Source organism: Agrobacterium sp. ST15.16.055, from assembly GCF_027956555.1.
Lineage (GTDB): Bacteria > Pseudomonadota > Alphaproteobacteria > Rhizobiales > Rhizobiaceae > Agrobacterium > Agrobacterium salinitolerans.
Genome location: NZ_JAQKGN010000003.1, coordinates 80,394 through 106,789, shown reverse-complemented (window position 1 = coordinate 106,789; position 26,396 = coordinate 80,394). Strand labels below are relative to the sequence as shown.

At 59.1% G+C, this 26,396-nt stretch carries 22 protein-coding genes and 1 tRNA gene; 7 read left to right on the top strand and 16 right to left on the bottom strand.

The features are described 5' to 3' along the window. Window positions 1-220: 220 nt before the first annotated feature. Both argF and PL599_RS06495 read right to left on the bottom strand, forming a co-directional pair. Window positions 221-1,138: an ornithine carbamoyltransferase gene (argF, locus tag PL599_RS06500; protein ID WP_003519982.1), complete on the bottom strand. Its 918-nt coding sequence runs from the start codon at window positions 1,136-1,138 to the stop codon at window positions 221-223. Window positions 1,139-1,195: 57 nt separating this feature from the next. Then, window positions 1,196-2,395 (bottom strand): aspartate aminotransferase family protein, encoded by a 1,200-nt coding sequence (locus tag PL599_RS06495; RefSeq protein WP_269823404.1) that lies wholly within the window; start codon window positions 2,393-2,395, stop codon window positions 1,196-1,198. A gap of 431 nt (window positions 2,396-2,826) precedes the next feature. Between PL599_RS06495 and PL599_RS06490 the strand changes: the two genes are divergently transcribed. Then, a complete protein-coding gene (locus PL599_RS06490; RefSeq protein ID WP_077985369.1) occupies window positions 2,827-3,360 on the top strand; it encodes a GcrA family cell cycle regulator in 534 nt (177 codons plus the stop codon). Between the two features lie 379 nt (window positions 3,361-3,739). Here PL599_RS06490 and phoB read toward each other — a convergent pair whose 3' ends face one another. The 7 genes from phoB to phoR form a co-directional block, all read right to left on the bottom strand. Continuing rightward, on the bottom strand, window positions 3,740-4,423 hold the full coding sequence (gene phoB, locus PL599_RS06485) for a phosphate regulon transcriptional regulator PhoB (RefSeq protein ID WP_003493692.1): 684 nt from the start codon (window positions 4,421-4,423) through the stop codon (window positions 3,740-3,742). Between the two features lie 30 nt (window positions 4,424-4,453). Further along, complete coding sequence (gene phoU / locus PL599_RS06480; RefSeq protein ID WP_077985368.1) at window positions 4,454-5,179, bottom strand: phosphate signaling complex protein PhoU; 726 nt, start codon at window positions 5,177-5,179, stop codon at window positions 4,454-4,456. Window positions 5,180-5,275: 96 nt separating this feature from the next. Then, the gene (gene pstB, locus PL599_RS06475; RefSeq protein ID WP_077985367.1) at window positions 5,276-6,091 is read right to left on the bottom strand and encodes a phosphate ABC transporter ATP-binding protein PstB; all 816 of its coding nucleotides are present in this window, start codon (window positions 6,089-6,091) and stop codon (window positions 5,276-5,278) included. Window positions 6,092-6,105: 14 nt separating this feature from the next. After that, complete coding sequence (gene pstA, locus PL599_RS06470) at window positions 6,106-7,428, bottom strand: phosphate ABC transporter permease PstA (protein WP_077985366.1); 1,323 nt, start codon at window positions 7,426-7,428, stop codon at window positions 6,106-6,108. Beyond that, the gene (pstC, locus tag PL599_RS06465) at window positions 7,425-8,909 is read right to left on the bottom strand and encodes a phosphate ABC transporter permease subunit PstC (RefSeq protein WP_142912665.1); all 1,485 of its coding nucleotides are present in this window, start codon (window positions 8,907-8,909) and stop codon (window positions 7,425-7,427) included. Before pstC ends, pstA begins: the two co-directional genes overlap by 4 nt. Before the next feature lie 263 nt (window positions 8,910-9,172). Continuing rightward, on the bottom strand, window positions 9,173-10,207 hold the full coding sequence (locus tag PL599_RS06460) for a substrate-binding domain-containing protein (RefSeq protein WP_142912664.1): 1,035 nt from the start codon (window positions 10,205-10,207) through the stop codon (window positions 9,173-9,175). Window positions 10,208-10,402: 195 nt separating this feature from the next. Further along, entirely contained in the window at window positions 10,403-11,674 is a 1,272-nt protein-coding gene (phoR, locus tag PL599_RS06455) for a phosphate regulon sensor histidine kinase PhoR (RefSeq protein WP_142912663.1), read from the bottom strand. Window positions 11,675-11,907: 233 nt separating this feature from the next. Between phoR and ppk2 the strand changes: the two genes are divergently transcribed. Continuing rightward, window positions 11,908-12,789 (top strand): polyphosphate kinase 2, encoded by an 882-nt coding sequence (gene ppk2 / locus PL599_RS06450; protein ID WP_269823405.1) that lies wholly within the window; start codon window positions 11,908-11,910, stop codon window positions 12,787-12,789. Between the two features lie 48 nt (window positions 12,790-12,837). On the opposite strand, the gene PL599_RS06445 is transcribed toward ppk2, so the two are convergent. Next, the gene (locus tag PL599_RS06445; RefSeq protein ID WP_162520450.1) at window positions 12,838-13,983 is read right to left on the bottom strand and encodes a hypothetical protein; all 1,146 of its coding nucleotides are present in this window, start codon (window positions 13,981-13,983) and stop codon (window positions 12,838-12,840) included. Between the two features lie 254 nt (window positions 13,984-14,237). Between PL599_RS06445 and PL599_RS06440 the strand changes: the two genes are divergently transcribed. The 4 genes from PL599_RS06440 (at window position 14,238) to PL599_RS06425 (ending at window position 16,287) form a co-directional block, all read left to right on the top strand. Next, window positions 14,238-15,200, top strand: coding sequence for an NAD(P)H-dependent flavin oxidoreductase (locus PL599_RS06440; protein WP_269823406.1), 963 nt, complete (start codon window positions 14,238-14,240; stop codon window positions 15,198-15,200). Between the two features lie 136 nt (window positions 15,201-15,336). After that, window positions 15,337-15,412 (top strand) — tRNA-Thr (locus PL599_RS06435). A 156-nt stretch (window positions 15,413-15,568) separates the two neighbouring features. After that, a complete protein-coding gene (locus PL599_RS06430; RefSeq protein WP_271358943.1) occupies window positions 15,569-15,727 on the top strand; it encodes a YqaE/Pmp3 family membrane protein in 159 nt (52 codons plus the stop codon). 317 nt (window positions 15,728-16,044) lie between these two features. Then, window positions 16,045-16,287 (top strand): DUF982 domain-containing protein, encoded by a 243-nt coding sequence (locus PL599_RS06425; RefSeq protein ID WP_137409720.1) that lies wholly within the window; start codon window positions 16,045-16,047, stop codon window positions 16,285-16,287. Between the two features lie 95 nt (window positions 16,288-16,382). On the opposite strand, the gene PL599_RS06420 is transcribed toward PL599_RS06425, so the two are convergent. The 6 genes from PL599_RS06420 to PL599_RS06395 all read right to left on the bottom strand — a co-directional run bounded on the left by PL599_RS06420 (window position 16,383) and on the right by PL599_RS06395 (window position 24,232). Continuing rightward, window positions 16,383-16,775, bottom strand: a complete 393-nt coding sequence (locus PL599_RS06420; RefSeq protein WP_162520449.1) for a PRC-barrel domain-containing protein — start codon at window positions 16,773-16,775, stop codon at window positions 16,383-16,385. Window positions 16,776-16,903: 128 nt separating this feature from the next. Next, complete coding sequence (locus PL599_RS06415; protein ID WP_269823407.1) at window positions 16,904-17,785, bottom strand: helix-turn-helix transcriptional regulator; 882 nt, start codon at window positions 17,783-17,785, stop codon at window positions 16,904-16,906. A gap of 109 nt (window positions 17,786-17,894) precedes the next feature. After that, window positions 17,895-20,084 carry a TonB-dependent siderophore receptor gene (locus PL599_RS06410; protein WP_269823408.1) on the bottom strand — a complete coding sequence of 730 codons (2,190 nt, stop codon included), beginning with the start codon at window positions 20,082-20,084 and terminating at the stop codon, window positions 17,895-17,897. Window positions 20,085-20,262: 178 nt separating this feature from the next. Then, a complete protein-coding gene (locus tag PL599_RS06405) occupies window positions 20,263-21,939 on the bottom strand; it encodes an ABC transporter permease (RefSeq protein ID WP_269823422.1) in 1,677 nt (558 codons plus the stop codon). Window positions 21,940-22,011: 72 nt separating this feature from the next. Continuing rightward, a complete protein-coding gene (locus PL599_RS06400) occupies window positions 22,012-23,028 on the bottom strand; it encodes an extracellular solute-binding protein (protein WP_269823409.1) in 1,017 nt (338 codons plus the stop codon). Window positions 23,029-23,176: 148 nt separating this feature from the next. Continuing rightward, window positions 23,177-24,232, bottom strand: coding sequence for an ABC transporter ATP-binding protein (locus tag PL599_RS06395; RefSeq protein ID WP_269823410.1), 1,056 nt, complete (start codon window positions 24,230-24,232; stop codon window positions 23,177-23,179). Window positions 24,233-24,590: 358 nt separating this feature from the next. Between PL599_RS06395 and PL599_RS06390 the strand changes: the two genes are divergently transcribed. Then, entirely contained in the window at window positions 24,591-26,303 is a 1,713-nt protein-coding gene (locus PL599_RS06390; RefSeq protein WP_191217385.1) for a long-chain fatty acid--CoA ligase, read from the top strand. Window positions 26,304-26,396 lie beyond the last annotated feature (93 nt).

Genomic DNA, 26,396 nt, shown 5'->3' with positions numbered 1-26,396 from the left:
TGGCGCCGCTACCGTCCAAAAGTCCGGCTTTCGAAATGTGCTTTTTTCGCTTGTCGCACAGAGACCCGGGAAGAGAAACCGCTTCCGGGGAAAAACGTGCAAATCGTGATGATGGTCCGCCAGCAAAACCGACGAGCCTCTTCGAAGTCCCACAGATGGTAATCTATACGGTCAAGTTCAAGCACCCGGCGTGACGCGTGTCAGGCCGGGCGACTGCTCATCAAATGACGCCCATGCACCATGCGATGATGGACTTCTGCGCGTGGAGGCGGTTTTCCGCCTCGTCGAAGACGACGGATTGCGGACCGTCGATCACGGCATCCGTTACTTCCTCTCCGCGATGGGCCGGCAGGCAATGCATGAACAGCGCATCTTTTTCCGCCTTGGCCATCAGAGCTTCATTGACTTGATAGGGCTGGAAAATGTTGTGGCCGCGCGCCTTGTGTTCCTGGTTCATGGACACCCAGGTATCGGTGACGACACAGTCCGCACCCGCAACGGCCTTGTCGGCGTCGTGGCACAGCATGATCTCGCCGCCATTATTGCGCGCCCAGTTCAGGAACTTGTCATGCGGTTCGGAGCCCATCGGTACGGCCATCGTCATGCGGTAACCAAAACGGGCCGAGCCTTCCACAAAGGAATGTAGGACGTTGTTGCCGTCACCTGTCCAGGCAATGGTCTTGCCTTTGACCGGGCCGCGATGTTCTTCGAAGGTCATGATATCCGCCATGATCTGACAGGGGTGCGTGTCATCCGTCAGGGCGTTGATGACCGGCACCGTCGCATGTTCGGCAAGCTCCAGCAGGCGCGAATGATCCGTCGTGCGGATCATGATGGCGTCGACGTAGCGCGACAGCACCTTGGCCGTGTCACCGATCGTTTCGGCGCGACCGAGCTGCATTTCCGTACCAGAGAGGAAAAGCGTCTCGCCGCCGAGCTGGCGCATACCGACATCGAAGGAGACGCGCGTGCGGGTGGACGGCTTTTCGAAGATCATTGCCAGCATCTTGCCAGCTAGCGGCTTTTCCGCCGTTCCGGCCTTGGTGGCGGCCTTGCGTGCGCGGGCATCGTCAAGAATTGCCCGCAGATCCTGCGAGCTGACGGCCGACAGGTCGAGAAAATGTTTAGGTGAAGCCATTTCAAACTGTCCCATGCTCGCGAGCCTCGGGGAAGAGGCCCGCTATTTATTGTTTCCTCAGGCGATCTTTGCCTGTTTCACTGTCAGTGAAGCGGCGGCCGCTTCCACGCGCGCCAAGCCCTCGCGGGCCTCTTCCGCCGTGGTGACGAGCGGCGGCAAAAGACGGATGACGTTGTCGCCCGCCGGCACACCCAGCAGATGCTCGGCGCGCATGGCCTGCAACAGATCACCCGAGGGAACCTTCGCCTTGATGCCGAGAAGCAGGCCTTCGCCGCGAATCTCCTCGATGACATCGGGATAACGATCTTTCAGCGAAGCAAGGCCCTGACGGAAAACCAGCGCGACATCACGAACCTTTTCCAGGAAGCCCTCGGAGAGGACGACATCGAGCACGGCGTTACCAACAGCCATGGCCAGCGGGTTGCCGCCATAGGTGGTGCCATGCACGCCTGCCGTCATGCCGGAAGCGGCATCCGCCGTCGCAAGGCAGGCGCCGAGCGGGAAGCCGCCGCCGATACCCTTGGCAACCGCCATAATATCCGGCGCAACACCTGTCTGCTCATAGGCAAAGAGCTTGCCCGTGCGGCCGACACCAGTCTGGACCTCGTCGAAAATCAGCAGCATGCCATGCTCATCGCAGAGCGACCGCAGCAGCTGCAGGAATTCCTTGGCTGGTGCGCGAATACCCCCCTCACCCTGAATGGGTTCGATCAGCAGCGCGGCCGTCTCGTCCGTGATAGCGGCTTTCAGCGCATCAACGTCACCGAAGGGCACCTGGTCGAAACCCTCGACCTTGGGACCGAAACCTTCGAGATATTTCTGCTGGCCGCCGGCGGCGATCGTCGCGAGCGTGCGGCCGTGGAAGGCGCCTTCGAAGGTGACGATGCGGAACTTTTCCGGATGCCCCTTGGAATAATGATAACGGCGCGCCGTCTTGATCGCGCATTCCAGCGCTTCCGCGCCGGAATTGGTGAAGAAGACCTTGTCTGCGAATGTCGCTTCCGTCAGGCGCTTTGCAAGCTTTTCCTGGCCCGGCACTTCATAAAGGTTAGAGACGTGCCAGACCTTCTCGGCCTGGGTCTTGATCGCCTCCACGAGGTGCGGGTGGGCGTGACCCAGTGAATTGACCGCAACGCCGGCCGCAAAATCCAGATATCGTTCGCCGCTTTCCGTGAACAGCCAGACGCCCTCGCCTCGCTCGAAGCGCAGGGGGGCTCTTGCAAACGTATCGAACAATGGCGCGGCGGCTTCGGCCATGGCTGTATCACTCCTTGCGCGGTTGCGCTGTCAGACAGTTGTCAATAGGCTTTCGGGGTTATCCCTCGCCTGAAAATCAAAAATGCCGCCTCGCGGCGGCAGGGGCACTATTGTCACTTCGCCTGCCGATGTCAACAAAAGTCCGCGTTTCTCGGGCTTCTCAAGCCCTAGTAGGTGGCGGCGGATGAGGCCCAAGGTGTTGCCTTTCAGACTCAACTCGCCAGCAAGTTGGGGAAAACCGGAAAATCGATTCGAGATGATTCCCACGACTCTTGCCACGGAGTCTGCGTGGCACTAGGTTAATCGCTAATTACTAGACTGCATTGCGGCGGAACTAGTCACCGAAAATCAGGCAGAAACCACGCTCGCGGCACGCCCGCGAGGCGGAGATGGATTCTGCCGACATTATACGCGACGAGCGGAGAAGCGGCATGAACTGGACAGACGAACGGGTCGAAAAACTCAAGAAATTGTGGTCCGAGGGACTTAGCGCCAGCCAGATAGCAGCGCAGCTGGGCGGTGTCAGCCGTAATGCCGTCATCGGCAAGGTCCACCGTCTCAACCTGCCGGGTCGCGTCAAGGCCGGCGGCCCGGTCACTTCGGCGCGTTCCGCGCCCAAGCGCGCCGCCGCTCCTGCCCCGCGCGCGACGAATTTCGCGGGCCGTGTCGGCACAGCGCCTGCTCGGGTTCTGACCCGTTCCAACGCAGCAACGGCTCTTCAGGAAGAGATCGGCATCGAGACCGCGGAAGTCCTCGATTACGTTCCTTCCAGAAACGTCGTCACCCCGATTTCCCGTCGCCTGACGTTGACGGAACTGACGGAGCGCACCTGCAAATGGCCGGTCGGCGATCCCTTGAAAGACGATTTCCATTTCTGCGGTTGTGAAGCGCTGGAATCTTCACCCTATTGCAAGTTCCATGCGAAACTCGCCTACCAGCCGGTAAGCGAACGTCGCAAAGCTTGAGTGTTGCGGCACGCATTCGACACTCAAAAACTACGGGCCTTCGGGCCCGTTTTTTTATGGCAAAACTCAAGGCGGTCCCGGAATGGGCGCACGCTGTTTGAGAGGCGCTCCCAATTCCTCTTCTTCCGCCTTCTGCGGATGTAGAATCGCGACACGCCCTTGCGGCAAATACTTTGAGTTCGTCGGCGACGTGCCGCGCCATCCCTCCTGTCTGGTTTCACCGCGCAATCCGACTCTCAGCAGACCGTCTGTCGCCTTCAAAAACAACAAGGACACGCGTTGGGGAAGGTTCGAATTCAGAAGGCCCGCCACCATCCCGGCTGCGGGCCTTCTGAATTTTGGGAATTTTTCCCGAGTGAAACCATCGGTTTCGGTTTCCTCAGGCTTCCATTGAATATCCGGCGCCGCGCACGGTGCGGATGACATCTTGCATATGCGAAAAATTGAGCGCCTTGCGCAGACGTCCGACATGCACGTCGACGGTGCGTTCGTCCACATAGATATCGTGACCCCAGACGCCATCCAGCAATTGTGAGCGGGAAAACACCCGGCCGGGAGAGGTCATCAGGAATTCCAGCAGGCGGAACTCCGTTGGGCCGAGGCGCACTTCGCGGCTCTTGCGGTGAACGCGATGGGTCTCGCGATCCAGTTCGATATCGCCGCATTTCAGCACCGAAGACAGAACCTCGGGGCGAGCCCGGCGCAGCATGGCCTTGACCCGGGCCATGAGTTCCGGTGTCGAGAACGGCTTGACGACATAATCGTCGGCGCCGGTGGCGAGGCCGCGAACCCTTTCGCTTTCCTCACCGCGCGCCGTCAGCATGATGATGGGCAGGCGTTCGGTTTCCGGCCGCATTCTGAGCCGACGGCACAGTTCGATACCGGAAACGCCGGGAAGCATCCAATCCAGGATAAGAAGGTCTGGAATACGTTCCTGCAGCCGAATTTCGGCCTCGTCTCCACGGGGTATCGTGTCGACGTCATATCCCTCAGCCTCGAGATTGTAACGAAGCAGCACGCTCAGCGCTTCCTCATCTTCCACAACTGCAATCTTGGGCACCATATACTAACTCCGCAAGCCGCTGCCTGTCTGTTACTCGGTCACCGAACCGAGCGTGTTGGAACTGTCATCCTTAGGACGCTCGCCTTCCGGCTGGCTGCCGGTGGTCATGTAATAGATCGTCTCGGCGATATTGGTGGCGTGGTCGCCGATACGCTCGATGTTCTTGGCGCAGAACAGAAGATGCGTGCAGGTAGTGATGTTGCGCGGATCTTCCATCATGTAGGTCAAAAGCTCACGGAAGAGCGACGTGTACATGGCGTCGATTTCCTCGTCGCGCTCGCGGATGGCATTTGCCTTCTCCGCCGAACGTGTCGAATAGACGTCGAGGACTTCCTTGAGCTGTACCAGCGCCAGTTCCGAGAGGTGTTCGATGCCACGGGCGAGCTTGCGCGGCACGCCGGTGCCGGCAACCGCGATGACACGCTTGGCAGTATTCTTACCGAGGTCGCCAACGCGTTCGAGGTCCGCTGCAATACGTAGCGTGCCGATGATCTCGCGAAGGTCTGCAGCCATCGGCTGGCGCCTGGCGATGGTGACGATGGCCTTGTCGCCGATCTCACGCTCGGAATGATCGAGGATCGCGTCGTCGGAAATGACCTTCTGGGCGAGTGCGGCGTCGGAGTTGACGAGCGCACGCACGGCATCGGCGCACATCTGTTCCGCCAGACCGCCCATTTCGGCGATACGGCGCGTCAGGAATTTCAGTTCGTCGTCATATGCCGACAGAATATGCGAATGGGTCGTTGTCTGTGTCATGGTCTAGTCCTCCGGCTTGGCCTGCATGCGCGTGCCCGGAAGCGGGCACGGCAGAGGCACCAGTCTTGTTCGGTTTCGATAAAGCGCCGGCCGGGATCAGCCGAAGCGGCCCATGATGTAATCCTGCGTGCGCTGGTCGTCCGGATTGGTGAACATCTTGTCGGTTTCGTTTTCCTCGACAAGGTGACCAAGGTGGAACATGGCCGTGCGCTGGGAAACACGCGCCGCCTGCTGCATGGAGTGCGTGACGATGACGATGGTGTAATTGGTGCGCAGCTCGTGGATCAGTTCCTCGACCTTTGCGGTCGCGATAGGGTCGAGCGCCGAGCAGGGTTCGTCCATCAGGATCACTTCCGGGCTGACGGCAACCGCGCGGGCGATACACAGGCGCTGTTGCTGACCGCCGGAAAGACCCGTGCCGGATTCCTGCAGGCGATCCTTCACTTCGTTCCAGAGGCCGGCCTTCTGCAGGCTCTGCTCGACGATCTGGTCCATATCCGCCTTGTTGCGGGCGAGACCATGGATGCGCGGACCGTAGGAAATGTTTTCGTAGATCGACTTCGGGAAAGGGTTCGGCTTCTGGAACACCATGCCGACGCGGGCGCGCAATTCCACGACATCGATTGCCTGATCGTAGATATCGTCGGTGTCGAGCGTGATTTTTCCGGTCACCCGGCAACCGTCGATCGTATCGTTCATGCGGTTCAGGGTGCGCAGGAAGGTGGATTTACCGCAGCCAGACGGGCCGATCAGCGCCGTCACCGTATTTTCGCGAACATTCAGGTTCACGTCGTAGAGCGCACGCTTTTCGCCGTAATAAACCGAAACGTCCTTGCCGATCATCTTGTATGAGACTTCATTCATTTTCTTGTCCAGCGCCTTTTCAACTGCTGCTTCCGACAACATGTTCATTGCTCAATCTCCCTCTACCAGCGCCGTTCGAAGCGGCGACGCAACAGGATTGCGCCAACATTCATGACAATGAGGAACAAAAGCAGGATGATGATAGCGCCGGATGTCCTTTCGACAAAGGCACGCTCGGCTTCGTTCGCCCACATGTAAATCTGCACCGGCAGGGCCGTGGACGGATCCATCGGCGTTGTCGGGTAATTCGCGACGAATGCCACCATGCCGATCAGGAGCAGCGGCGCCGTTTCGCCCAGCGCGTGGGCGAGACCGATGATGGTGCCGGTGAGGATGCCGGGCATGGCGAGCGGCAGCACATGGTGGAAGATCGTCTGCATCTTGGAAGCGCCGAGGCCGAGGGCGGCGGCGCGGATAGACGGCGGCACGGCCTTCAGGGCAGCGCGCGTCGCAATGATGATCGTCGGCAGGGTCATCAGCGTCAGGACGAGGCCGCCGACCAGCGAGGCCGAGCGCGGAAAGCCCATGAAGTTGATGAAGACCGAGAGGCCGAGCAGACCGTAAACAATCGAAGGAACGGCCGCGAGATTGTTGATATTCACCTCGATAAGATCCGTCAGACGGTTCTTCGGGGCGAATTCCTCGAGATAGATGGAGGCCGCGACGCCGATCGGCAATGACAGCACCAGCACGATCAGCATCATGTAGAAGGAGCCGATCAGCGCCACACCCACACCCGCTGCTTCCGGACGGCTCGACGCGCCGTTGAAGAAGATGCCGGTATTGAAATGTTTGCCGAGCTGGCCGCTTTCGGCGAGCTGGTTCATCCAGCCGAGCTGCTGGTTAGAGATGCGGCGATTGGCTTCATCCGCCGTCAGATCGACCTGGCCCTTGAAGGCGCTGTCGACATCCCCCGAAGCGAGAAGCGTGACGGTGCGCGTGGTGCCGATAACGGCGGGATCGGCAACGACGATGTCGCGAAGCTGCGTGCGCACGCTGTCGGAAATCAGCAGGCTGACGGCGCGTAGGCCGGCGCGGTCCGTCGGCGCAACACCAAGAACCTTGGCGACCGCATCGCGGGCGACGACGGGATAATTGGCCGTCATCAGCTTTGTCGGGTTTGTGGCGCGTTCATTCTTCGGATCGATGATCTGTTCGGAAAACTCGACCGGAACGGTGATCATCGTCTGCTGGAAAGCGGTGTAACCCTTGGAGAAAACCGACCAGAGCAGCAGGAAGAGGAAGATGAGGCCGAAGGAGATCGCCGCGATGCCGTAGGCGCGGAAGCGGCGTTCGGCGGCATAACGGCGCTTGATGCCGATATCACGGCGCGTGGCCCTGTTGACGGCGCTCGCGCCGGCTGCGGGAGAAACGATGTCGGTCATTCATATTGCTCCCGGTATTTGCGCACGATGTAAAGCGCGTAGATATTCAGGCAAAGCGTGATGGCGAAAAGCGTGATGCCGAGCGCGAAGGCGACCAGCGTCTGCGGCGAGGTGAATTCGAGGTCGCCGGTGAGCTGGCTGACAATCTTGACGGTGACGGTGGTCATCGGCTCGAAGGGGTTGAGCTGAAGACGGGCCGCCACGCCGGCGGCCAGAACCACGATCATGGTTTCGCCGATGGCGCGCGAAGCCGTCATCAGCACGGCGCCGACGATGCCGGGAAGAGCGGCCGGAATAATGACCCTCTTGATCGTTTCGGAACGCGTGGCGCCAAGACCGAGCGAACCGTCACGCAGCGAGCGCGGCACGGCGGTGATGATATCGTCCGACAGCGACGACACATACGGGATCAGCATGATACCCATGACGAAGCCGGCGGTGATGACGCTCTGCGCCTGGATGAAATTGGCGTAGTCGCCCGTCGCCAGACCATTGATCTGCGTGGAGATGTCTCTGAGGAAAGGACCGACCGTCGTCAGCGCGAAGAAACCGTAGACGATGGTGGGAATGCCGGCGAGCACTTCAAGCAGCGGCTTTGCCATGGAGCGGAAACGCGGCGAGGCATATTCCGCCATGTAGATCGCCGAGAAGAGACCGACCGGAACCGCAACCAGCATGGCGACGAAACCGATATAAAGCGTGCCGGCGAGCAGCGGGATTAGGCCGAACTGGCCGGCGGAGTCTGTGGCACCCGCCGCAGCAAAACGCGGATCCCAGACCGTTCCAAAAAAGAACTGGTGCGCCGGCACCATGGTAAAGAACTGGATCGCCTCGGTCAGCATCGAAAAGACGATGCCGATGGTCGTGAGAATGGCGATGGACGAAGCGACGAGCAGGGCCGCGAGAATGACTTTCTCGACCTTGTTGCGCGCCCGGAAACGCGGCGCGATCGCACGCAGCGCATAGGCGGCGCCACCGAATGCGGCCAGCAGGACGATGGCGATCATCGCGATGCGGCTGGTGGCGGTCATGCTGTTGAGCGTGTGGGCGGCATCGATCATGAAACGCTCGGGATCACCGGCGATTGCAACACCCTTGGAAGCCAGAAGCGGCCGGACCGCGGCCGTATCCGCCTCGACCTGCGCGGTTTCCTCCGGCGTCAGCCGCTGCAGGCCACGGGCGATGGAGGTCACCATGCCGTAGGTCAGGCTCTGCTGCGCTTCGGACTGCGCGCGCACATCCTCGGGAAAATCGCCGCGCACCGCCGAAGTGACGAGCAACGGGCTGACAATGAGCCAGGCGCAGAGAATGAACGCCGCGGGCAGCACCGCCCAGACGACCGCGTAAGAGCCGTGATAACCGGCACGGGAATGCATGTTGGACGGGCGACCGCCAGACAGGGCGACGGCGCGCCGGCTGCCGAGCAGATAGCTGCCGATGCCGATGAGCGCCAGTAGCAGCAAAAGGATCGATGTGTTCATTAGAGTTCCCTCGGCGTGCCTCAAGGGCACGGTGCGATATCGGGCAAATCAAAAAGTCATCAAAACGAGACCGCTGGACCATGCCGTGATGCCTGCCGCCTGACTGTATCATCGTCTGGCAAGCGTCAAGGTTGATACATCCTATCCATCTGAAATCCATCGACAATCATGTGGATGGCGATGAATGGGAACTATCAACCGCGGACGACGGCCCCAGCGAGGCTGAATGAGGGGCACAGCAAAGCCGCGCCCCTCCTTCTTCATTACATCGTGGAGCCGGCCGAGAACTTCGAGCGGATTTCTTCACGCTCTGCGTCGGGGGCGGCAACCAGGCCGTAGTTGGCGAGCGGGGAATCCGGGCCGATCATCTCGTCGGACGTGAAGAACTCGACATATTCCTTAAGACCCGGGATAACGCCCAGGTGAGCCTTCTTCACGTAGAAGAACAGCGGGCGCGAAACCGGGTACTTGCCGCTGGCAACGGTTTCGGTGGACGGAACGACGCCCGAAACGGTCGCAACCTTCAGACGGTCAGCGTTGTTTTCATAGAAAGCGAGGCCGAAAACGCCGAGGCCGGTCTTGTTGGCGTCGATACGAGCGAGCGTTTCGGTGTAGTCGCCGTCGATATCGACAGCTGCGCCGTCCTTGCGAACTGCAACGCACTTTGCAGCGGCCTGCTTGGCGTCGGTGATGAGCGTCTTGATGACGTCGGTGGCGCCGGCTTCCTTGCAGCCGTCAGCCATGATCTTCTCTTCGAAGACTTCGCGCGTGCCGTGCTTGGAGCCCGGGATGTAAGCGGCGATAGCGACGTCAGGCAGTTCCTTGTTGATTTCCGACCACTTCTTGTAGGGGTTGGCAACGAGCTTGCCGTCCTTGACGACTTCAGCGGCGAGCGCAAGGTAAAGATCCTTCGGCTCCAGCTTGATGTCCTTGTTGGAAGCGTCCATCGCAAAAACGATACCGTCGTAACCGATCTTCACTTCCTGAACGTCGGTAACACCAGCAGCCTTACAGGCGGCCAGTTCGTCGGCCTTGATCTTGCGCGAAGCGTTTGCGATGTCGATGGTGCCTTCGCCGACGCCGGAGCAGAACGCCTTCAGACCGCCGCCCGTGCCGCCGGACTCAACAACCGGAGCCTTGAAGTTCGGGAAGGTTTCGGCAAAGGTCTCGGCAACAATCTTGGCGTAGGGCAGAACCGTGGAGGAACCGGCAACCTGGATCTGGTCGCGAGCAGCGGCGGCGCCAGCGAAGGCGACAGAAGCCACCAGAGCTGCTGCGGAAAATTTAACGATGTTCATTTGTCTCTCCCGTCGTGGGCTTTGTTGTGGACGCAGCCGATAGCGACACTCGCTCTTAGCTTGCGCTCGGCGACCTTTTCTTAACCACCGTAGCCACTTCCTTTTATGTCACTTTGACGAAAGATTTGTGACAATTTAAACTATTGATTTTATTTATAAATATTTACCACATCAAAAACAGATGCATATTTTATGTCAAAATCTGACCGTGAAGTCCGTGCCGCTGCCCAATTCCGATTTAATGATGAGGCGGGCGCGATGGCGGGTGAGGATGTGCTTGACGATGGCAAGGCCGAGACCCGTGCCCTTTTTCGACCGGCTGTCGGCGACGCTGACACGATAAAAACGCTCTGTCAGGCGGGGCACGTGTTCGGCGGGAATGCCTGGCCCCTTGTCGATGACGCTCACCTCCACAGGTTTGCCGGGTTCGGCCCGCAACCAGACATCCACGACCTTGCCTTCCTGGCCGTATTTGCAAGCATTTTCAACGAGATTCTGGAACACCTGCACCAGTTCGTCGCGATCTCCCTGCACTTCCGCCGGCCGGTCCGGCAGGTGCAGCGTGATGGTCACCTCAAGCTCGTCGGCAAGCGGCAGCAACGTATCGCGCACATGGCCGATGACGGGAACGAGATCGACCCTCTGGTCCGGCGCGATATTTGCACGCAGTTCCAGCCGCGAAAGGGACATGAGATCGTCCACCAGCCGGCTCATGCGGGTTGCCTGATCCAGCATGATGGCGAGGAAACGTTCCTGCGCCTTGGGGTCGTTGCGCGCCGGCCCCTGCATGGTTTCGATAAAACCGCGCAGAGAGGCAAGCGGCGTGCGCAATTCATGGCTCGCATTGGCGACGAAATCGCTGCGCATACGGTCGATGCGGCGAAGCTCCGAGACGTCGCGGAAGGACAGGATGTAAAATGGCGGGCCTACTCCCTCACCCACATCCGCACGGGCGATGCGGACGATGAAGACCCGTTCGGAAGGGAAGCGCTCCGAATGTTCGACCTGATTGGGCTGGCCGGTGGTGATGGTTTCGCGAATGACATCCAAAAGGCCGGGAGAGCGCAACCGGGCGGAAATATGCGCGCCGGCAGGCAACTGGCCGAAGGCGCGCTCGGCCGCGCCGTTCTGGAACAGCACGCTGGCGTTCCTGTCGAGCATGAAAACGGGCGTGTCCAGAACCGCGAGCCCCGCCCTTACGCCGGAAATGACGTTTTCGCCGGGCACTTCTTGTTCATCCGTCTCGGCAGCCGGACTTCCGTCCTTTGCGGAATCTGGCACCGGGCCCTCCCGGCCGGTGAGGAGGGCAATAACGGCGCAAAGCCACAGGGCGGCGGGCATATAGGGCGTGTTAAGCTCGGCAACGGCCACGATGGCGAGCATACTGACGATGAGAAGGGGCAACCAGTTCCGGCCGAGCTTCTTTCCCAAACGCCTTAATCCACCATCGCCTTCCATGACTGCCATTTAAGCCTGCTCTTTCCACTTTCATCTGACAGCGCATCGAAATCTCATAGGCCAGCTTCATGACAGAGATTCATCACCGCGCATTTTCCACAACGTATATGCGCGAAATCGACGCCGCAATTGCCCTCGCCGCCGCGGGCCGGTCAAGCGGTTCTGTTTCACTTGAATTCTGGCAACGGATGTGAACTCATTGGCGTTGAGTTGCCTTTACACAACAACGGCCGGAGGAAACCATGGGCGAAGAAACGAAGAAGCGGACGGTCGATATCACCGTAGACGGCAAACTGCGCAGCTTCGACATCGACGATCCCGTTCTTCCTGACTGGGTTGAGGAAAAGAAACTTTCCGCCGGCAACTTTCCCTACGACAAGAAGATGAAGAGGGAGGACTACGACACCACTCTCGAGGCGCTGCAGGTGGAGCTTGTCAAGGTGCAGTTCTGGCTGCAGACCACCGGCAAAAGGGTGATGGCGGTTTTCGAGGGCCGTGATGCGGCGGGAAAGGGCGGCGCGATCTTCGCGGCGAGGGCCTATCTCAATCCCCGCTATGCGCGCGTGGTGGCGCTGACCAAGCCGACGGAAACCGAACGCGGCCAATGGTATTTCCAGCGCTATATCTCGCATTTTCCGACCGCCGGCGAATTCGTTCTCTTTGACCGCTCCTGGTATAACCGCGCCGGGGTCGAGCCGGTCATGGGGTTCTGCACGCCGGAGGAACACAAACGCTTCCTCAAGGAAACGCCGCGCCTGGAAAAGATGCTGGTCCACGACGATGTTCATCTGTTCAAATTCTGGCTCGATATCGGCCGCGAAACGCAGATCGAGCGTTTTCATGACCGCCGCCACAGCCCGCTGAAATGCTGGAAGCTTTCGGATATGGATATAGCGGCGCTGACGAAATGGGACGACTACACGCAAAAACGCGACGAAATGCTGGCAAATACCCACACCGACGACGCCCCCTGGACGATGGTGCGCGCCAATGACAAGCGCCGCGCACGGGTGAACCTCATCCGCCACATCCTTCTGGCGCTCGATTATGAGGGGAAGGACAAAAAGGCGATCGGCGAAATCGACGACAAGATTGTGGGATCGGGGCCGGATTTTATCAAATAGGATCCAAGACGCTGACAGGCGCCTCCTTTCGAGACGCCTGTTTTTCTCTTACTGGCCCGGCAGAATGCGCACGGAATAAAGATTAACCGGGCGGCCGCTGCCATCGATATCGCTGTTGATGAAGATCTTGCCCGGCGCATTGGGGGCGAGAGATCGTTCGAATGTCGTATTTAGCAGCATGTCCGCGCGCTCGGCCGTGGCGGTGAAGCGGTGGCGGGAGCAATCACCCAATGTCGCGAAATCACAGGCAACGGAAACCTGGGTCTGCCGGTCGCTGGAGGATTGCAGCGTGATCGAAATGGTCGAGGACTTGCCCGCCATATCCCGCATCACCTCCACCGGAACCTCGACGCTGACGGCGCCATCCTGAGAGACACTCCTCGAGGTCAGCTTTATCGCCTTGCCGGCGGGTGTGGCGATGTTTTCCACATTGGCGCGCGGGCCGGCCGAAACACCGGAACCGCCACGCTCCGCGTTGAAGATTTCCACCCAGTCATCGGAAAAACCACGGCCGGCGGAAAGGCGCGGCGCGGGCTCCGTCCCGTTGAAATCCTCCGCCTGCACCTGCGCCGGCGGATTGGGCACGCTGGTATCGCGCTGCTCCGGCGAGAGCAGGAGGCCAGAGGAATAAACCCACCAGGCGCCGAAACCGATGAAGGCCAGAAGCGTCACGTAGATGAAAAGCCGGGCGAAAAGCCCCCGGCGTTTGCGGCGGCCCACCGCGCCTTCCGGGCGGAAGGCAAGCGAAGAATCGCTGGCGCGGGAGCCTCTCTTCGGCGGCTTTCCATTGCGCTGTCCCGCATTCAACGGCGCCGGAGCGACGGCAGCACCCGGTCGAACATCTCGCGTTTCACCACGCAGTTCCGGCTCAACACCCAAATCGCCGTGGTGAGGCGTCTGCGAAACGGGATCGACCGCGTGATCATCCTGTGCCGGACTTTCCGCTACTGGCGGACGCAATTGCTGTTCCACCATATCCAGAAGCCGGTTGCGCTCTTCATTCTCGATCTGGTGGATCAGCCCTTCAAGCCGCTGGCGCTGCTGGGCGACAAGCTGCGGATCGTCTATGCCCTGCTTGCGCAGGCCCGCTTCCAGCGCCTGGCGGGAAGATTGATAAATCCGCGCACGAACTTCGGCGTTCGATCTGTCCGATTTTTCCAGAGCATTTCTGATTGCCGTTTCCAGTCCGCTCACGACCGATCCTTGTTCTATTGCGCTTTGCAAAAATATGCGGCGCTGCGCCATGGGTTCACGATTCGGTAACGGCTATACCGCCCCTCCGCAAGCTTCGTTTATGATAAAGACCGGATTGATTTCAGGAAAATCGATCCATTGTGGCGCTACGAACGCAGATTCGAGAGGCGAATGCCGTGCTGTTTTCGCTTTCAATCTGCTGCTGAACGCGATATTTACTTACGTGCGCGTAAACGTAATTCATGGGAGGAGACATGCTACCGTCCGTGCTGAAAGACAATCTGCGTCTTCCGGTCATAGCATCACCGCTATTCATCATTTCACATCCGCAACTGACGCTGGCGCAATGCAAGGCCGGCGTCATCGGCGCTTTCCCGGCACTCAATGCGCGGCCTGAAAGCCAGCTTGACGAATGGCTGGCAATGATTACCGAGGAGCTTGAGGCTCATAACCGGGCCAATCCCGAGCGCCCGGCAGCACCCTTCGCGGTCAACCAGATCGTGCACATGTCCAACCGGCGACTGGAACATGACCTCAGCCTTTGCGTGAAATACAAGGTGCCGGTGGTGATTTCCTCACTTGGCGCGGTGCCGGAGGTCAATGCGGCCGTGCATTCCTATGGCGGCATCGTGCTCCATGACGTCATCAACGACCGCCATGCCCGCTCCGCCATTCGCAAGGGTGCGGATGGGCTTATCGCGGTGGCGACGGGTGCCGGCGGACATGCGGGCACGCTTTCACCCTTCGCCCTCGTTCAGGAAATCCGCGAATGGTTCGACGGCCCGCTGCTGCTGGCCGGCGCCATCGCCAATGGCGGCTCCATTCTCGCGGCGCAGGCCATGGGCGCGGATATGGCCTATATCGGCTCCCCTTTCATCGCCACCGAGGAAGCGCGCGCATCCGAAGGCTACAAGCAGGCGATTGTGGAAGCGCAGGCCAAGGATATCGTCTATTCGAACTATTTCACGGGTGTGCATGGCAACTACCTGAAAAGCTCGATCGTCGCCTCGGGCATGGACCCCGACAATCTGCCCGAAGCCGATCCTTCGAAAATGAACTTCGAAACAGTCTCCGGCGGCGCCAAGGCCTGGAAAGATATCTGGGGCGCGGGGCAAGGAATCGGCGCCGTCAAGGCGGTGGAACCGGTGGCGGTGCTCGTCGATCGCTTGGCAAATGAATATGAAACGGCCAAAAAGCGCATCTGCGGGAAAGGCTGAAGTCTCGGGCAAACAATGGACAGGCAAAGCTTTTTGCGGAAATTTCAAAACCAGCACATTCAAGGCTTGAAATCCGTGAACATTGCCTGTATCAGCCCGCCATGAAGCTGATCCGCAACAAGCGGGTCAAAATCGGGCCGCTTTAGCTCAGTTGGTAGAGCACGTCATTCGTAATGACGGGGTCACGTGTTCGAGTCACGTAAGCGGCACCATTTCTTCCTCTCCAGTTGTGATCATTACTCGATCAACGCGTCCATGCGATTGATCTTCGCATTGCAACGACCTTGCCGGTCAGAGCGAGATTTGAAACCAAATTGCGGTTATACACGTTGACTGGCCAGTGATCACAAACTGGAAAGCCAATCCTCGTGGACGTCATTCGTATTCTCATCGCCATCCTCCTCCCGCCCGTCGGCGTATTTCTTCAGGTCGGGATCGGCCTGCATTTCTGGCTGAATATTCTTCTGACGCTTTGCGGTTATGTTCCCGGCATCATCCACGCGATCTGGGTGATCCTGCGGAGATGACACCCGCGCTCATCGGCGATCGGACGTCCGCAACATTTTAGTACGTGATTAAATTCTTATTGGATGTTGGAACTTCGTCTTCTCCTTCACGTTATGGTGATGACACCAGCCAAGGAGAAAATCATGAACCAGATCATCTACATCGTCGGCCTCGTCGTCATCGTTCTGGCGATCCTTTCGTTTTTCGGCTTCCGCTGATCCCCGTTGTCAATTCGCTTGCTTGCGCATATCCTAAGTGACAGTGACACACGGCTGCGTTCATGGGTTGCTTTGCTGTCGGGTGTATTTCGGGATCGCGTTGCTCTGGGAGGTGCACGATGAAGAACGAGAGATGGACAGAACCTGTCGAGGTCAACCTTGAGGCGAAGGGCAAGAGTGTCATCGCCGGCCCCTTCGAAGCGCTGACATTGTTGACGGAAGGCTGGCCCAGGATTGGCGGATTGAGCTTCGTGAAAGCCAGAAGCGCCTGCCGTGCCGCCCTTGACGGACGAAAATCGCCCGAAGAAGCGCGCAAATGCTTCACCGATGCGGTTTCCGAGATGCAGAAAAACCCGCATTGATGCATCCAAAAGAAAACGGCTCCTGAAAAGGAACCGTTCTTTTGTTTGCGACGCTTTCGATGATTAAACAGTCGGAAGCGCATTCTCCTTGGACCTTACATCCAATATGGTGCGACGCCATAATAGTCATAGACCTTACGGTCCCTGGCGTTTAGCAGTTCGTTATCATCGAGATTGGCGAAGTGAGGCGCATTTTCGATCTTTTCCTTGGTGAGGTCGATACGATAGCCGTCGAGTTCTTCGTCGTAATGCAGCTTTTCCCACGGCAGCGGATAATAATCGTCGCCGATGCCGAGGAAGCCGCCGAAGCTCAACACCGCATAGGCGACGCGCCCGCCGCGCTTTTCGAGAATGATGCGCTGTATCGAGCCGATATGCTTGCTGTCGGCTCCATAGACACGGGTGCCTTCCACCTTGTCGCTGGCGATCAGGCTCGGCGTATCCTTGACATAGGGGTCCTGTCCGACGCGGGGTTCCTGATGCAACATGATAGTTTCCTCCATCGATTTCTTCGTTGGTGTCACGCCTGGTAAACCCCGGCACCCGGCAAATCGTTCCGAAGAGTTTCCGGCTTCGTGACCGGATTTTTTTGAAGGAGGAGGGAACGAAACGGCGCCTATTGGCGGATTTTCTGCCAGACGGAAGGGGAAACGCCGACCATCTTGCGGAAGACGCGGGAAAAATGCGCCTGATCCGAAAAACCGGCGGCAATCGCGATATCGGTCAGCGCCATGTCCGGCCGCATCATCAGTTCCTTGACGCGATCGATGCGTGCCTGCATCTGCCATTGGTGCGGCGGTACACCGGTGGAAGCCTTGAAGGCGTGGCTGAAATGGGATTGCGACAGGTTGGTGAGTTCCGCAAGTTCCTCCAGCCGGATCGACCGCAGGCAATGTTCACGGATATAATCGGTCGCGGCCCGCAATTGCCAGGCGGCAAGCTTGCTGCGTTTCCTGACCGGCTCCCTTTTCACCTTCAGGAAGTCCGTCAAGAGCGCCAGCACGAGGCTTTCGCCGTAGAGGTCATGCAGCGGATCGGGACTATCGCATTCGGCGGCGATCAGCCGGGCGAGCGCCAGCAGGCGTTCATCCTCGAACATCAGATGCGGGTCGAGCAGGCTGTGCGGATCGAAGCCCTGCGCCAACCGGGCGCCCAGCAATCCCGCATCGAAATGCAGATCGAGATGGCGCACGAAGGAGACATTGCTGAGTTCGGCGTGCACATCGAGATCGGCGGGCACGAAGGAAATCCGGTTCGCCCTGGACGAGCCGTAAGTGTCGCGGCGGCAGCGGTTCATCATGAAACGGCTGTCATCCGTCCCGTCCATATCCAGCAGGAAAACGAAACGCGGATCCTTGCCGACATAACGGCCGCCCGCCTTCGGGGCACAACGCACATCCCAGAGATCGGCGACGACGCCGTTCCACACCCTTGAGCGCGGCCCGCCGATAACAGCGAAACCCTCGATCTCATTTTCCATCCGCACGCGGAAAGCCATGGCCTCTCGATCCCGCAGGGCGCCATGGCGCCACTATAAACATGATAAATCTATTCATGTTTATAGTGGCAAACTGCTTACCCCGCAACTGCCGGGCTTCGGCCAAGCATTACCACTTCTTGGAAAGCTTGAAGGTGACGGTGCGGCTATCGCCCCAGCCGCAAACGGAGACGCCGGCGCAGCTTTTCACATATTCCTTGTCGAAGACATTGGCGACGTTGACTGAGGCCGTCCAGTCGTTCTTCTCATAGCGGATCGCGGCATCAAAGACCGCAGCGTCTGGAACACGCAGCGTATTTGCCTCATCCGCCCAGGATTTACCCTGATACCGTACGCCGCCGCCGAGGCTCAGCCCATCGAGTGCATCATTGGTGAAGGTATAGTCCAGCCACAGCGAGGCGGTTTGGGTGGGCACGATCCAGGGCGATTTGCCGATAAGGTTCGGGTTGGCATCGCGGGTAATCTCCAGATCCGTATAGGAATAGGAGGCGAGCGCCTTCCAGTTCTCGCTGAGATTGGCTTTGGCCTCCAGCTCGAAGCCGGTGGATTCCACCTGCCCGAACTGACCGCTCGTGGTTATGCCGCCGGCGGTATAGGACACGATGGCGTTGTCCTTGACCAGTTTGAAAACGGAAGCCGTGATGCTGCCGTCGAAGAAGCTCGGCTCGTATTTGATGCCGGCTTCGAACTGATGCCCTTCCTCCGGGGACGCCGGGGTGCCGTCGGCAAGCGTATCGATCAGCGGATTGAAGAAGGTGGCGGCCGAGATATAAGGGGTCAGACCATTATCGAATTCATAGGCGAGACCGGCACGGCCGCTCAGCGCGTCGTCATTGGAGCGGCGGGAAACACCCGCCGGCAGCCTGTTGTTCAGTTCCGTATCGACGTAATCATAACGGCCATTCAGCGTGACCAGCCAGCCATCGCCAAACCGCAACTGATCCTGGGCATAAATGCCGATCTGCTGCTGGGTGACGATATTGTCGGCATAAACGAAGTTCGTTCCCTGTGTCGAGCCATAGACTGGCTTCAGCGCGCCGATCGCATTCGATCCGCAGCAGGCCTGCACCTGATCCAGCCGGTAATATTTATAATCAAGGCCGAACAGCAGCGAATGGCTGACCGCGCCGGTATCGAACTGGCCTTCGACGCGGTTGTCGATGCCGAAGCTGTCGACCTTCGACAAACCGTCATAACCGAAGCGGGTCAGCATATAGTCGTTGGTGGTGGGATCGAGGATCGGCTGACCGTTGGCATCGGCATTGGCCCAGCCGCCCGGATAGGGCCCTTTCTCATGCTTGTAGAGGTGGCCATAGCGGGCGTTCTGGCTGATCTTCCAGCCGTTGTCGAATTCATGGCTGACCTCGTAACCCACCATGGACTGGTAGACGCGGCCATTATCGATATCCGGCTCGCCATAAAAGGCCTTGCGGTCAAGCTTGCCGAAGGGTGCGTCGACCACGGTGCCGACATAGGGCAGGAAACCGTTGCCGATATGAACCTGATCAAGCGCCGAGAAATAGCCGTAGAGCGTGGCGCTTGTCTGTGCGTCCGGCTCGAAGGTGATCTGCGGCATGATGAAACCGCGCAGATCCTCGGAATAGTCAGTGTAATTGTCGCCGCCCGAGACCTTGCCGGTGACGCGGTATTTCCACACGCCTTCACCATCGACCTTGTCGCCGAGATCGAAACCGAAGAAGGCATTGCCGAAATTATTGATGCCGATTTCCGTTTCGCGCACCGGCTCATCCTGCGGGCGCTTACGGACCATCTGCACGATACCACCGGGATTGGCGCCACCGTAAAGCACAGAGGCGGGGCCCTTTAGAACTTCCACGCGCTCCAGACCGTAGGCATCCATCTGGAAACCGCCGAAACCGTAGCTGAACAGGTTCAGACCATCCAGAAACACGCCCGTCTGGGTGGCCTGGAAGCCACGAATGTAAAACCAGTCCGTGTCGGGGTCGGCGCCGAAAGGCTCCGCCGTCACACCGGGGGTATAACGCAGCACCTCGTCGATTTTCGTCACCGCGCCGCGGTCATCCATTTCCTGGCGGCCGACGACCGATACGGATTGCGGAATATCCTTGGTTTCCGTCTCGGTTTTCGAACCGCTGGCGCTTTTCGTCGCGACATAACCCCGGACCGGGCCAGTCGCGTTTTCCGCGCCCTGCCCGTCAACGGTAATCTGCTGCAGAACGGTCGTTTCCTGCGCGTGGCCCATCACGGGCCCCATCAGAACAACGGCAGCCGTTCCCAACAGCAGACGGCTCAAAAACATCCCATGCAAATTTTTCAAAGATATGCCCCGAAACAGATCGCAGCCGGTGTCATATCCGACGGGCCGCAGCGCCTCAATTAAGATGAGTGTTTACATCAGGATTAAGGCGGGATGCTTGTCGTTTTCGGGGCTGATTTGAAGCTTATTGGCTTCTCACACAGTTTCAGACCCGCCATTTGTGAGGGCGGACATGGAATCAGCCCTTGCGTCGGCCGATCCTCGCAAGCAGCACCACAGGGAGCATGCCGATGACGACAATCGCCAGAGCTGCGATAGACGCCTCCTCATAGGTGCCGCGTGCCGCTTCACCATAAAGATGGGTGGCGAAGGTTTCGAAATTGAGCGGGCGAAGGAGAAGCGTGGCGGGAAGTTCCTTGACGCAATCGACGAAGATCAGCAGTGCCGCCGCCGCCAGCGAAGCCTTGGAAAGCGGCAGATGAATCTGGCGGAAGGTCTGGGTCGCGGAACGCCCAAGCGTGCGCGAGGCGTGATCGAAGGATTGCGGGATGCGGCTGAGCCCCGCATCGACACCACCAGCGGCAATGGTAAGGAAACGGGCGCAATAGGCATAGATGAGGGCCGCACCACTGCCGATGAAGATAAGGCCGGTAGAAATGCCGAACCAGTCACGCATGGTCTGATCTACAAAACGGTCGAAACCGCCAAGCGCGATCAGCACGCCGATGGCGATGACCGTGCCCGGGGCCGCATATCCAACCGTCGAAAGGCGATAGGACCAGCGCGCGAGACGTCCCGGTGCAAGCCGCATTGCGTAAGCAACCGCGAGCCCGAGGATAAGGGTGATCGTCGTCGCCAGCCCGGCAAAGAGGATGGTGTTCGCGGCCTCCTCGGCAAAGCGCGCCGACAGGCCGCTGAAGCGGAACCGCTTCCATGCCTCGATGACGAGATAGCTCGCCGGCGCCACGAAGCCGATCAGGACCGGCAGGCTGCCAAGCGCAAAGGCCGCCCAGCCCTTCAGGCCGGTCAACCGCAGCGGCTCCAGTTCCCTGTTTTTCTGCGCCGAAACCGCATAACGCTGCCTGCGCCGCGCCCAGCGCTCCAGCGCCACGAGGGCAACAACGATGAACAACATGGATAGCGCGATCTGCGCCGCACCCGGCAGGTCCGATTTCGTGACCCAGGTGGTGTAGACGGAAACGGTGAGAGTGCGGACGCCAAGGAACTCCGAAGCGCCTATATCATTCAGCGCTTCCATCAGCGCAAGACTGATGCCGACCGCAATCGCTGGTCGCGCCAGCGGCACTGCCACCTTGAAGAAGGCCGCGCGTCTGGAAACGCCGAGCGTTCGCGCCGCTTCCAGCAGGTTTCCCGCCTGCGTCAGGAACATGGCGCGCACGGGAATATAGACATAGGGAAACAGCACGAAGCCGAGAAGGACGATGCAGCCCTTCATGGACCTTATGTCCGGCAGACGGAACTCACGCGGGCTGGAATAACCGAGCAGCCAGCGGATCGCACCCTGCACCGGTCCTATCGGATGCAGAATATCCAGATAGGCGTAAGCGACGATATAGGTGGGCATGGCCAGCGGCAGCAGCAGCGCCCATTCCAATATTTTGCGGCCGGGAAAATCATAAGCGGTGACCAGCCAGGCGGCATAGGTTCCGACGACACCGGCCAGCAGCCCGACCCCGGCGAGAAGGATCGCCGTATCCGGAAGCGCCGTCCAGAGCACGGTCGAGCCGAGATGCGCCCACAGACCGTCTGAGCCCTGCACCGCCTGCGAAACAAGCGCCAGAACCGGCACCATGGCGCCACAAACCGCCAGCAAAGAAAGGCCCAGCCACCAGGAGGTGGAGGAAAACCTGGCTCTCGTCGGGGATGTCGATGGCTGAATGGCGTCTGGATTCATGTGCTTCTGGAAAATACGCGGAAAGGCGTCCGCGGGTGCGAACGCCTTCCACATTGTTATCGTCGACTGGCCTTACTTGTCGAAACCGACCTTGTCGACCAGCTCGCTCGCCTGCTTGCGATGCGAGACGATTTCCGTGAGCGTCTTGTTGTCGATCTTCAGCGTGCCGAAGGAAGCGATGATCTCGTTGAGAGCCGCGCCCTGCTTGACCGGATATTCGTAGTTGGCTTCAGCATAAATCTTCTGGGCTTCGTCGGAGACGAGATATTCCAGAAGCTTGACGGCTTCCGCCTTGTTCGGAGCGTTCTTGGCCACGGCTGCGCCGCTGATATTGACCTGCGTGCCGCCATTTTTGAAGGTCGGCAGAACCACCTTGATGGCATCGCCCCACTTCACCTGCTCCTCGCCGCCCTTGCCCGAGCGCATCAGGCCGACATAATAGGAGTTGGCAATGCCGATATCGCAAATGCCGCCGAGAATGTCCTTGGCAACGTCACGATCGCCGCCGCCGGCCTTGCGGGCCAGGTTTTCCTTGACGCCAGCAAGCCACTTTTCGGTGTCCGCAGCGCCGTAATGGGCAATGTAGTCGGCAAACAGCGCCGTGTTATAGGGATGCTGGCCGGCGCGAATGCAGACCTTGCCCTTCCACTTCGCATCCGCCAGATCTTCATAGTTGAAGGCGGCGAGATCGAGATCCTTCGCTGCGTAGAGAACACGGGCGCGCATGGACAGCGCGAACCAGTGACCCTTGGCATCGCGAAGCTCAGCGGGAACAGCCTTGGTCAGGGTCTCGGATTCGACCGCCTGGGTGACACCCTGTTCGGCGAGATCAACGAGATTACCGGCATCCACCGTCATCAGAACGTCGGCAGGCGAGCTTGCGCCCTCGCTCAGAACGCGCTCGGCAAGACCATCCTTCAGGAACACGGTATTGACCTTGACGCCGCTCGAGGCAGTGAAAGAGTCGAGCAGCGGCTGGATCAGGCCCGGTTCGCGGGTGGTATAAATGTTGAGTTCAGCAGCGCTGGCCGTTCCGGCCGCAAAGGCAACCGTGCTGGCAAGCAGGGCAAATCTCGTAAATTTCGTCATGTTTTGTCTCCCTCTGCGATAGCGGCAATATGGAGGAGCAGACATCATACATGACGCGCCAAATCAAGTTTTATTTCTCTGTTTTCAAGGCGGAATCGATCACCAAGAGTTGAAAATGAAGCGAGAATAAGCATGCAAATCCGCTCACTCAACCTCCAGTAAATATCAACACTCCCTTGGGATCGATACCGAAGCGCACCGTCTTGGTCCGGGTGGGTGTGCGCTGCATCGTCCTCACACGCAGATCTGCCGAAAGTCCGGGCACGGCTATGCCAAGCTGCTCGATCTCCCCGAGGAAGACACGGCTCGATATTTCGCCGGCAATTCCTTCTTTCGCCGCACCGTCCTCGATGATCGAAATCGCATTTGGGCGAACATAGGCAACGGCGGCGAGACCGTCAGGCAGATCGGACGCATCGCCCAGAAGCCCGAGCGGCGTTTCGACGCGGCCCTGTCTCATCCGGCCCTCGATCTTGTTGAAGGCGCAGAAAAAATCGGCGGCATAACGGGTTTGGGGATGATCGTGGATTTCGTAACCCGTGCCGCTCTGCACGATGCGACCTTGCTGCATCAGAACCACACGGTCGCCTGCGGAAAGCGCTTCTTCAGGATCATGGGTGACCATGATCGCCGTGGTGCCCAGCTGCCGCAGGAGCCCGAGCGTTTCCTCACGCACACTGTCTCGCAGCCCCCTGTCCAGATTGGAAAAGGGTTCGTCCATCAGAAGTAGGCCCGGCTGCGGGGCAAGCGCGCGGGCAAGAGCCACACGCTGCTGCTCCCCGCCCGACAGCGTATGCGGATAACGTTTCGCCAGTTCCTGCAGGTGAACATGTTCGATCATTTCCGCAGCACGACGACGCGCCTCCGCCTTCGGCAGCGACCGTAGACCGAACATGACATTCTGTTCCACGGTCAGATGCGGGAACAACGCATAGTCCTGAAAGACGAAACCGATATTGCGCTTTTCCGGCTCCACGAAAACAGCGGGACCGGCAACGACAGCGCCGTTCAGGGAAACGCTGCCATGGTCTGATGTCTCCACACCCGCCACGATGCGCAGCAAGGTCGATTTTCCACAGCCGGAGCGCCCCACCAGGCAAATGATTTCGCCGCGTTCGACGGAAAGATCGATATCGGACAGCACATCCGTATCGCCGAATCTCTTCCCGACCGATTTCAGTTCCAGCGCTACTCTGCCTGCCATTTCCAATCCTGCCCTGCTTTGCGAATTATGTTGATCGCTCAAATCAGGATTAAAGTCAAAAAAGCCTGGCGAAATGCGTTTCTCCTCACGGATTGGCGCAATGTGCGGCAGCAATATTGACGTTTACGTTAGAGTTAAATAAGCTTTGCCGACAAGATGGACGTTAAGGGATTACGCGTCTATCATTCGTCACCGGGGAGCGAGAGGAGCGGTCGATCCGGTGACGCCACACGGGGTTCCCTCAATCAGGCTGATTGGGCCGCCTGAATGCGGGCGCTTCGTGAATGTCAGGCAGCACAAAGCGCCTCTTCGCGGTTCATCGAACGCGCGGCGCGACAAAGACTCTGGGAGGAGCAGCATGAGTGAATTGTCCCTGGGACATCCGGAGAATGTCGGTGTTACCAAACGCTGGCTGGCATCCTATCCGCCGGGCGTGCCTTCAGAGATCCCCACCTCGACAAATGCCTCGCTCGTCGACCTTCTCGAAAAGAGCTGCAAGCAATTTGCCGATCGCAAGGCCTTTTCCAGCATGGGAAAGTCCCTGACCTATCGGGAACTGGACGCCGAGACCCGCGCGGTCGCTGCCTGGCTGCAGTCCAGAGGGTTGGAAAAAGGCGACCGGGTTGCCGTGATGATGCCGAATATCCTGCAAAATCCCGTCGCGGTTTATGGAATTCTACGGGCGGGCATGGTCGTGGTCAATGTCAACCCGCTCTATACCCCGCGCGAACTGGAACACCAGCTGAAAGATTCCGGCGCGAAAGCCCTGTTCGTGCTGGAAAACTTCGCCCATGTGGCGCAGCAGGCGGTACCAAAAACCGCGGTGCGGCATGTGGTCGTCGCCGCGATGGGCGATCTTCTCGGCCTCAAGGGTCATATCGTCAATCTGGTGGTTCGCAAGGTCAAGAAGCTGGTGCCCGCCTACGCCATTCCCGGCTCGATCAGCTTCAAGGCCATGCTGAAGGAAGGCCAGGGATTTTCCTTGAAGCCGGTTAGCCTCACGGCACAGGACATCGCCTTCCTGCAATATACCGGTGGAACGACTGGCGTCTCAAAGGGTGCGGTTCTCACCCATGCCAACCTTCTGGCCAACAAGCTTCAGATCAGCCTGTGGCTGGACGCCGCCTTCAACGGCCGAAAGGACCGCCCTGATGTTCTGAACTTCATCTGCGCGCTGCCGCTCTGTCACATCTTCGCATTGACGGTGAATTCGCTGATGGGCATTGCGCTCGGCGGCCACAATCTGCTGATCGCCAATCCACGCGACATTCCCGGCTTCGTGAAGGAACTGACGCATTATCAGCCGCATATTTTCCCCGGCATCAACACGCTTTTCAACGCGCTGATGAACAATGAGGATTTCCGCAAACTCGATCTGTCATCGCTCATTCTGGTTCTCGGTGGCGGCATGGCCGTGCAGAGGCCTGTCGCGGAACGCTGGCTTTCCATCGTCGGCTGCCCGATTGCCGAGGGTTACGGCCTCTCCGAGACATCACCCGTTGCAACGGTCAATCGTCTCGATTCCACGGAATTCAGCGGCACCATCGGCCTGCCCATCTCCTCTACGGAAATCGATATTCGCGACGAGGACGGCAAGAGCCTGCCAACAGGTGAAGTCGGCGAGATCTGCATTCGTGGCCCGCAGGTCATGGCCGGCTATTGGCAGAGGCCGGATGAAACCGCGAAAGCCATGACGGCGGACGGCTTCTTCCGTTCCGGCGACATGGGCTTCATGGACGAGCGCGGTTACACCAAGATCGTCGACCGCAAGAAGGACATGATCCTCGTTTCCGGTTTCAACGTCTATCCGAACGAAGTAGAGGAAGTGGCCGCCAGCCATCCGGGCGTGCTGGAATGCGCTGCAATCGGTGTTCCGGATGAACATTCCGGCGAAACCGTTAAGCTTTTCGTCGTCAAGAAGGACCAGTCGCTCACGGAAGCGGAACTCAAGGCCTTCTGCGCCAAGAGCCTGACCAACTACAAAAGGCCGAAAATCATCGAGTTCCGCACCGAGTTGCCGAAATCGAATGTCGGCAAAATCTTGCGGCGCGAATTGCGCAATCTGAACTGATTGTCACGCGCAATGGGGAGAGCCGGACGACCGGCTCTTTCTTTCGTCCCGGCCCTTTTCTTTTATCAAAGTCGCCTTGATTTGGCCGCCTGA